This is a genomic window from Streptomyces sp. SP17BM10 (assembly GCF_036322405.1).
Lineage (GTDB): Bacteria > Actinomycetota > Actinomycetes > Streptomycetales > Streptomycetaceae > Kitasatospora.
The window spans coordinates 55,998-63,897 of sequence record NZ_JAQYXB010000327.1 but is presented as its reverse complement, the minus strand read 5'-3'; the positions used below and the strand labels follow the sequence as shown (position 1 = coordinate 63,897).

The window sequence follows — 7,900 nt, the reverse complement described above, 5'->3', positions numbered from 1 at the left end:
TCTGGAGCGACTCGCCGCGGTCGTCCGCAACCGCCTCAAACGGCTCCAGTACCGATCCGACGTCCTCGACGGCTTCCTCACCGGGACCGGACTCTCCCTCGACCTCCCACCGCCATCACCTTGAAGCGCCGAAGTCAGTAACGTGGTCGAGCGCTTCCTGCTCCTGCGGGAACGGGGAGGGGCGTTCCTGGAACCAGCGCTGCACGCGCGGCGGCGCGGGCTTCGGCCGATGTGCCCCCCGAGTTGCCGTCCTTGCCCGCTGCCGACACCCCTGCGCCCTCCCTGGTCCCTGCTTCCGGCCGCGAACGAACCACGGCCTTCCTCCACGGCCTTGACCGTATCGGTCAGGGCCGACAGGTGGAGGCGTGTAGTCCTTCCCGTGATCAACCGGTCCGCAGGTTCTCGCTGCCCGGGGCTGTGGGTCCTTCCAGGGTGGCGGCATTCCGGAGCACGTCGATCACTGTCAGGTACAGTCTGCACTGCTTCGGTGATCAAGCAAAGGGGGAATGGTGATCTTCGCGGCTCGCTATCGGGATCGGCGATGGGCTGGTGCTGTCGCCCTGGCGGTGACGTTGGTTGGCCCGCTGTCGGGCTGTAGCGGTTCAACTCCCCTGTCTGCCGACGGGATTCCCCCGGCGGCCCGGCATCTCCAGGCATTCGACCCGCCGACATCATTCGACTTCGGCGACGGCAACGGCACGGGGGACGCACTCGACGAGGGGGTCCAGCCCTCGACGTCAAGCCCCACACGGCAACGGCCGGCGATCTCTCTGAAGGACACGACCGCCTTCGTGACCACCGAGGACGGCATGAAAGCCGTCGACGCCGTCACCAGAAACACGCTCTGGAGTGCGAGCAGCACCATCCCCGCTACGAAGAGCGGCTTCGGGTCCGAGAGGGCCGCGCCACTGCCCGCCCGCTTCCACGGCGCTGACGCCGTGCTCGCGGCGTTCTCCCGTTTCATCCCGGGCACGGGGACCGGCAGGGGCCGAAACGTGATCGAGGTACTGGCCGCCGATTCCACGACGGGCAGGACCGTCTGGAGCGCTCAGGTCGACCTCGTGATTACGCCTCCGAACAAGGAGGCTCTGAGTCACGACGATTCGCTGCTCGCAGACGGCATCAGGGCGGCGCAGGTGGTGGCCGTGGACGACCAGAGCGTGGTCGTGTCCGACGACGAGACGACCTATGTGGTCGACGCGGGATCCGGGCAGCTTCGATGGACCAGGCCGGATTTCCACGCGATGCAGCTTGTCGATGGCATCGTGGCCGGTGCCGAGGCTCCGACGTACGGCGAGCGTCAGCTCGCAGGCTACGGCGTATCAGACGGCAGTCCCCGATGGTCGGCCGTCCACACGGAAAGCCACGCCGTCGCCTCCTCCACCGGCCCCGGCCTGCTCGCGATGTCGGCCTCCGATGGGTTCGTCATCGTTGACGCCCGTACTGGAGCGATCCGCGCCCACCCGGGACCAGGAGCGTATGTGCACCCCTGGCACTGTGACTTCGACGGAACATCCGTCATTCTCTGCAACGACCAACTCTTCGGCCAGACGCACTCGATCGCGGCCTTGGACGCGACGTCGATGAAATGGCTCTGGTCGATCACAGAGACGCCGGGAGGACGACTCGTGCCAGTGGTCACCGCCGTGTGGCATGGAGCGGTGTACGGCCGGACGACCAACGGCAATGTCATCCTGGACGCCCGCACCGGTGCCGACCGGGCAACCCCGAAGCTGGCTCCCTTCCTGGTCAACGCCTACGTCGGCATCGAGGACCGAGGTCACAGCATGAGCCTGATGCGCTCCACGGGGTAGCGGTACGCAGTCCCAGCAGGCCGCCGACTCCATGCAAGCGGACCGCGCCCGCCACCACACGAAAAGCCTTCGAGTGAGCCGATCACAGCCAGCCCACTCGAAGGCTTTCGTCAGCTACAACCGCTCCGGCGTACCGATGCCGAGGAGGTCCATGCCCTGGCGGAGGGTCTGGCCGGTGAGCTGGCACAGCAGCAGCCGGGTCTCCATGACCTCGCGGCTGGGGGCCTTGAGGACGGGGCAGTGCTCGTAGAAGGTGGTGTACGCCGCCGCGAGGCTGTGCAGGTAGGCGCAGAGGCGGTGGGGTTCGAAGGTCTCGGCGACGAGGTCGATCGTGGCGCCGAACTCGTCGAGGAGGAGGCCGAGGGCGCGTTCGGCCGGCTCCAGGGCCAGGTCCTGGTGGGCGGTCGGGGTGACGCCTTCGGGGGCCTTGCGCAAGATGGACTGGATGCGGGCGTAGGCGTACTGGAGGTAGGTGCCGGTGTCGCCGTTGAGGGAGACCATGCGGTCGGCGTCGAAGATGTAGTCGCGGGTGCGGGAGGTCGACAGGTCGGCGTACTTGACCGCGCCGATGCCGACCTGCTTGGCCCGGTCTTCGAGTTCCTCGCTGGCGAGCTGGGGGCTCTTCTCGGCGACGACGGTGCGGGCCCGGTCGACGGCTTCGTCGAGGAGGTCCATGAGGCGGACGGTCTCGCCGGAGCGGGTCTTGAAGGGCTTGCCGTCCTTGCCGAGGACGGTGCCGAAGCCGAGGTGCAGGGCGCGGACGTTGTCGGGGAGCCAGCCGGCGCGGCGGGCGGTCTCGAAGACCATCTGGAAGTGCAGGGCCTGGCGGCTGTCGACTACGTAGAGGAGCTGGTTGGCGCCGAGCATGCCGACGCGATCGCGGATGGCGGCGAGGTCGGTGGTGGCGTAGCCGTAGCCGCCGTCGCTCTTCTGGACGATGAGCGGGGTCGGTTCGCCGTTGGGGCCCTTGATGTCGTCGAAGAAGACGCAGAGGGCTCCGTCTGAGCGGACGGCGACGCCGGAGGCTTCGAGGTCGGCGCACACGTCGGCGAGCATGGGGTTGTAGTAGCTCTCGCCGATGGCGTCGGCGTCTTCGAGGAGGACGCCGAGGCGGGCGTAGACGGCTTCGAAGTAGACCTTCGACTCGTCGACCATGCCCTGCCAGGACGCGACGGTCTCGGCGTGGCCGGCCTGCAGTTCGACGACGCGCCGGCGGGCCCGGTCGGCGAAGTCGGTGTCGCTGTCGAACTTGGCGCGCGATGCCTTGTAGAGGCGGTTGAGGCGGGACATCGACGGCCCGGAGTCGTCCGGCTCGGCGCCTTCGTCGAGCTCGGCGGGGTGCTCGATGAGGTACTGGATGAGCATCCCGAACTGGGTGCCCCAGTCCCCGAGGTGGTTGCGCCGGACGACCTTCTCACCGCTGAACTCGAGGGCGCGCACGAGCGCGTCCCCGATGATCGTGGAGCGCAGGTGGCCGACGTGCATCTCCTTGGCGATGTTCGGCTGGCTGTAGTCGATCACCGTGACGCCGGCCTCGGTGTTGCTGCCGACACCGAGTCGGGCGTCGGCGGCGCGGGCGGCCAGTCGCTCGAGGATGGCGGTGTCGGTGACGGTGACGTTGATGAAGCCGGGCCCGGAGACCTCCAGGTTCGCGAGCACCTGGTCAGCGTCGAGGTTCTCGAGCACGCGCGCGGCCACCTCGCGGGGGTTGGCCCGCAGCGGCTTGGCCAGGCTCATGATGCCGTTGGCCTGGAAGTCGGCGCGGTCGCTTCGTCGCAGCTGGGGGTCGCTGTCCGCGGCGTCGGGGAACGCAGTGGAGATCGCCTGTGCGAAGCGCTCGCGCAGCGCGTCGGCGATGGAGAGGACCGTAGGCATAGATCGAAGGACCACTTCTGTGAGAGGGCGGATCCGCGGACGGGCCGCGGGAGTCGCACAGCGCCACCCCGTCGAGCGGTCGGCGCCGTCTGCCGAGTATCCCATGCCCCACACAGCCAACGGCCCGATTAACCTCGCCGCGGATCGAAGCCTGCACCCTCAAGGCCCTTGGCTGTAGATCATCCTGAGTGATCATCAGCACCAATGGACGGCGCCCCACCTCCAGGGAGGCACGCGTTCCGCATCCCCCTTGAGCCGAATCCGCAAATTCGATCGAACACAGCGTGATGGAGCGGCTACGGTGGCAAGCCTGCTGTGCGGCGCTCGGGAGGGGAGTGGGGTGAGCAGGCTGTCCGGGGGTGCGAGTGGTTCGCCGGGCGTCGCTGCGGCGATCCGGGCGGTGTTCGCCGGGGACGGCGAGGGGCATGCGCTCGACGATCCGGGGTTCGGTGACGTCCCCGGTGCGGTGCGGCGGCTGCGCTACGAAGGGCGGGAGCTTGTGGCGAAGCTTCGGTCACGGCCGGCGGCGCACGCGGAGCGCTCCCTCGCTGCGGAGGCGGCGCGTCGTCTGGGTGCGCTCACGGTGGACGGGTTCGGGCGTATCGAGGTGTGCGTTCCCGGCCTGGTTCCACTGGACGACTGTTCGGCGGCTCTGGTGTCGCCCTACCTCGGGATCCCGCTCTCCGCCTCAACGGACGGCCTGGCCGGCTTGTCGGTGGAGGAGATCGAGGATCTCCTCCTGGTGGTGCTGGCGCGCGGTGTAGAGGCGTCCGGGTGCATTCCGCGGAACATGTTCCGGCACAGCGGCCGGACGGTCCTGATCGACTGGGAGGACACGCTGCTCGTCCCGGCGGGCACCGCCGCCCCCGGTGCGCTGACGGTGATGAAGTGGGACATCGCGTGGTCCGACCTGTTCGGCCGCGATCTCGGGCTCAGAAGGCGCCTCACGGCGGGGAACGGAAACGAGCCGACGCTGGACGGTTTCGAATCCATTCTCGCCGCCTGGCTGCCGGCCGAACCGGCCGCGCGGGAGGTGCGTCGCCGCGGGATCGAGTTGACGCTCGCGAGCGAACTGCCCGTCGCGGGGGCGAAGTCCGCGAGCGCTGCCCGGCTGGGGCATCTCGCCGAGGACGTCCTGCCGCCCCGTCTCGGTGTCTTCCACACGGTGCTTACCTCACTGCTGCGAGCAGACCAGGGTGAGGACGCCTATGCGGATCTCCTTCACCGCCTGGATGCCCTCACCGAGAGCGCCGGAGCCGACTGCGGCCGTGGCCTGGAGCGATTGCGCCGACCGTGGGTTCTCGCCCTGTTCTCCACGGCCGAGAACAGGTTGACCGCCGGCCTCCCATCGATCGAGCAGCTGGCCGCACGCCTGGAGGAGCTGCGGGGCGTCGGCGGGTGGGATGCGGCGTGTGAGCGCGCCGAGGTCGCCGAGGAAGTCACCGCCCGCATAGCCCGGACTGCTCAAGCTCTCCTGGGGCTGGAGGAGTTGGAGCTCATTCTGCGCGGCTCGTGCGCGCAGGGAGTCCTCGGACGCGGCAGCGACGTCGACTTCGAGCTGAGCTCACCCGACCACCCCGACGGGCATCGGGCTCTTGAGGACCTCGTGATCGAGGTGCTCGCCTGCCTGGGTCTTGCGGCCGAGGGCTCCGCCGCCCGGCCGACCGAGCGGGATGTCGTCAGCGCGGACGGGATGTTGAGCCGCGATCTCCACGAGTGGTTCGAGCTGCGCCGGCCCGGCGTGGACCATCACTCCCCTGGCTGGGTCGCCACCGCCATCGCCGCCCCGTCGACCACCGTCATCAGCTGGCCAAGCGAGTACGAGCAGCAGGGCCGCGAACTCACCGCCAAGTACCTGTGGTTCGAGTCCCGGGCGATGCTGGCCCGGCTCGTGTTCGCCCGTTCCACAGCTGCGCCGCCTCCGGTGAAGCTGGTCCCCCAGCTGTCGCTCCTGCACGAGCTCGTTCCGGGTGACGAGGCCGCCGAGGTGGCAGCCTTGGTGCGCCGAACGTTCGCCCTGCGGGAGGCGGCCGATCCCGCGCTGCCGACCACCAGCCTGGAAACGAAGGTCGCGCAGCTGGCCGACCAGCTGGACGTGCTGCGTCGCCGCCTCGGTCTTCCCGGTCCACGCAACCTGTAATCCCGTTCCGCCCCGATCCGCGCCATCTCAAACCCGAGAGGTCAACCGTGATCAGCGACGCGATTCCACGCTCCACCAGCGATGCCGCCCACGTCTCCTTCGCGGACGGCTACACCTTCCATGTTCTCGGCGGGCAGATCACCGCCCCGGGTCAGCCGTGTCCGTGCGGCGGCCTGGAGCCGGTCCACCAGGTGGCCTCCTACCGTGAGGCGTACCCGCAGGCGCAGCTGTCGTTGACCGACGTCTGCAACATGGGTTGTACGTACTGCTCGTTCCGGGACCGGGTACACGCTGACGGCAAGCCCGTCACCATCCCGCTGGAGACCGTGGTTCAGGGCCTTCGCACCCACCGCGAGCGGCTGATCGAGGAGGACGCCCGGTACAGCCGGATCGACTTCGGCCTGGCCGGCGAGACCATGCTCGTGCGCCACATGCACGACACGGTCCAGGAGCTGGTCGCCGAGAACCTCGCCGACTCCCCCGTCGCCGTGGTCTGGGCCGGGCCCATGGTCACCAACGCGACACTGTCGATGACGACCGAGCTCGCCGAGCAGCTCGGCCCGCCCCAGGACATCAGCCTGGACGGGCCCCGGGACGTCCACGACCGGGTGCGCTTCTACACCGGTGGCCGCGGCGGCACGTACGACCACGTGCGTTCCGTGCTCGACCAGGTGCTGGCCCGCCACCCCGACATGGGGGTCTCGGCCGTCCTCACCGCGTACTGCACCGACTTCGTATCGATCTTCCGCCACCTCTTCGAGGACGTCGGTGCGCGCAACATCTACATGAAGCCGGTCAACGCCACCCACGACAAGGACTACACGCTCAACGCCGAGACTCTGCCGGCCTTCCGCCAGGGCTACGCCGACCTCGTCGAGCACATCCTCGCCCAGCCCCCGGAGGGCATCCTCGCCCGGCTGCTGGCGCTGAACTCCGAGGACTTCTTCATGCGGTTCTTCTACCGCGTGAAGGACCGCGCGGCCCAGGTCTACCGGTGCGGGGCTGGCAAGAGCGGCACCTACCTGGACACCAACGGCAACCTCTACCCGTGCGCGCACTTCATCGGCAAGTCCGGCTGGCACATCGGCCACGCCTCCACCGGCGTCGAGGACACTGAGCGCCGCAAGTACCTCGACCTGGTCGTCGACCAACGGGACGAGTGCTCCTCCTGCCCGTCGCGGTACGTGTGCGGCGGCGGCTGCTACTACCAGGCGGTCCTCGCGAACGGCGACATCACCAAGCCCGACGGCGTGAAGTGCGACCTGATCCGGTTCCTCACTGACCTGTCGATCCGTCTGGTCGTCACCCTGCGCGAGCGGCATCCAGAGGTGCTGGACGCCCTGCCCTTGCCGTACGGACTCACCGCCGAGGCGCTCGCCTCCGCCCCTGAAGCCGCCTACCTCCCGGCGGCCCGCCTCGATGCCACGGCCGACGATCAGCGTGTGCCCATCCCGCTGGCCGGTCCGGGCCGGGTGCGAGGCGGACTGGCCAACCCTGCTGGACTCACCGTCACGCTCACCCGACGTGCCGAAGGGCTCGCAGCTCAGCTGGAGTTGGGCAGCATGCCGGATGCCTGCCAGGCAGTCCGCATCCGCCTGCAGCCGTTGGGCGAGGGCGTCTTCACCCTGCATGATCTTGCCGCCGGGCAGTGGCCCGGCGAGCGGTACCTGCGGTGCACCCGCGACGGTGCCTGGTGGCTCGCAGCACCCTCCGCCCGGTTCCGCCATGTTCCGCATCCCGATCCCGTCTGGGAGAACGCCCACGACGTCCGCCTCTCCTGGAAGGCCGATCACCTGGAGCTCCTGCTGCCTCTTCCCGAACCGGTCGGTTCCGGCCAGGGGCTTGGTGTGAACGTGTTCGCGGACTTCGCGGACGGCGGGTGGACGGCTTTGACGTTGCACGAGCCGTTCGCGGTCCTGGCTCCCGCAGCGGCGGGTCCGCTCCGTCTGTCCGGACCGGAAGCACCAGAGCGGCCGGAGCCGACGGGAGTCAACGGCCGCATGCCCGTTGAACTCACGCCGCTCGGTCGCTGGGCCGGGCTCCAGGGCAACACCTGCTGACGGGAGGCGAG

At 69.1% G+C, this 7,900-nt stretch carries 4 protein-coding genes and 1 pseudogene; 4 read left to right on the top strand and 1 reads right to left on the bottom strand.

The window, feature by feature from the left end; all coding sequences use genetic code 11:
• Both PUR71_RS40960 and PUR71_RS01895 read left to right on the top strand, forming a co-directional pair.
• Positions 1–124, top strand: a pseudogene (locus PUR71_RS40960) (IS630 family transposase); the annotation flags it as partial.
• 382 nt (positions 125–506) lie between these two features.
• Positions 507–1,814 (top strand): outer membrane protein assembly factor BamB family protein, encoded by a 1,308-nt coding sequence (locus PUR71_RS01895; RefSeq protein ID WP_329924518.1) that lies wholly within the window; start codon positions 507–509, stop codon positions 1,812–1,814.
• 114 nt (positions 1,815–1,928) lie between these two features.
• Here the strand turns inward: PUR71_RS01895 and argS are convergent, their stop codons facing one another.
• The gene (gene argS / locus PUR71_RS01890; RefSeq protein WP_329924517.1) at positions 1,929–3,689 is read right to left on the bottom strand and encodes an arginine--tRNA ligase; all 1,761 of its coding nucleotides are present in this window, start codon (positions 3,687–3,689) and stop codon (positions 1,929–1,931) included.
• Between the two features lie 340 nt (positions 3,690–4,029).
• On the opposite strand from argS, the gene PUR71_RS01885 reads away from it, so the two are divergent.
• Together PUR71_RS01885 and PUR71_RS01880 are read left to right on the top strand one after the other, a co-directional pair.
• Positions 4,030–5,829 carry a hypothetical protein gene (locus tag PUR71_RS01885; RefSeq protein WP_329924516.1) on the top strand — a complete coding sequence of 600 codons (1,800 nt, stop codon included), beginning with the start codon at positions 4,030–4,032 and terminating at the stop codon, positions 5,827–5,829.
• Between the two features lie 47 nt (positions 5,830–5,876).
• Positions 5,877–7,889 (top strand): radical SAM protein, encoded by a 2,013-nt coding sequence (locus tag PUR71_RS01880; RefSeq protein WP_329924515.1) that lies wholly within the window; start codon positions 5,877–5,879, stop codon positions 7,887–7,889.
• Positions 7,890–7,900: the final 11 nt, after the last annotated feature.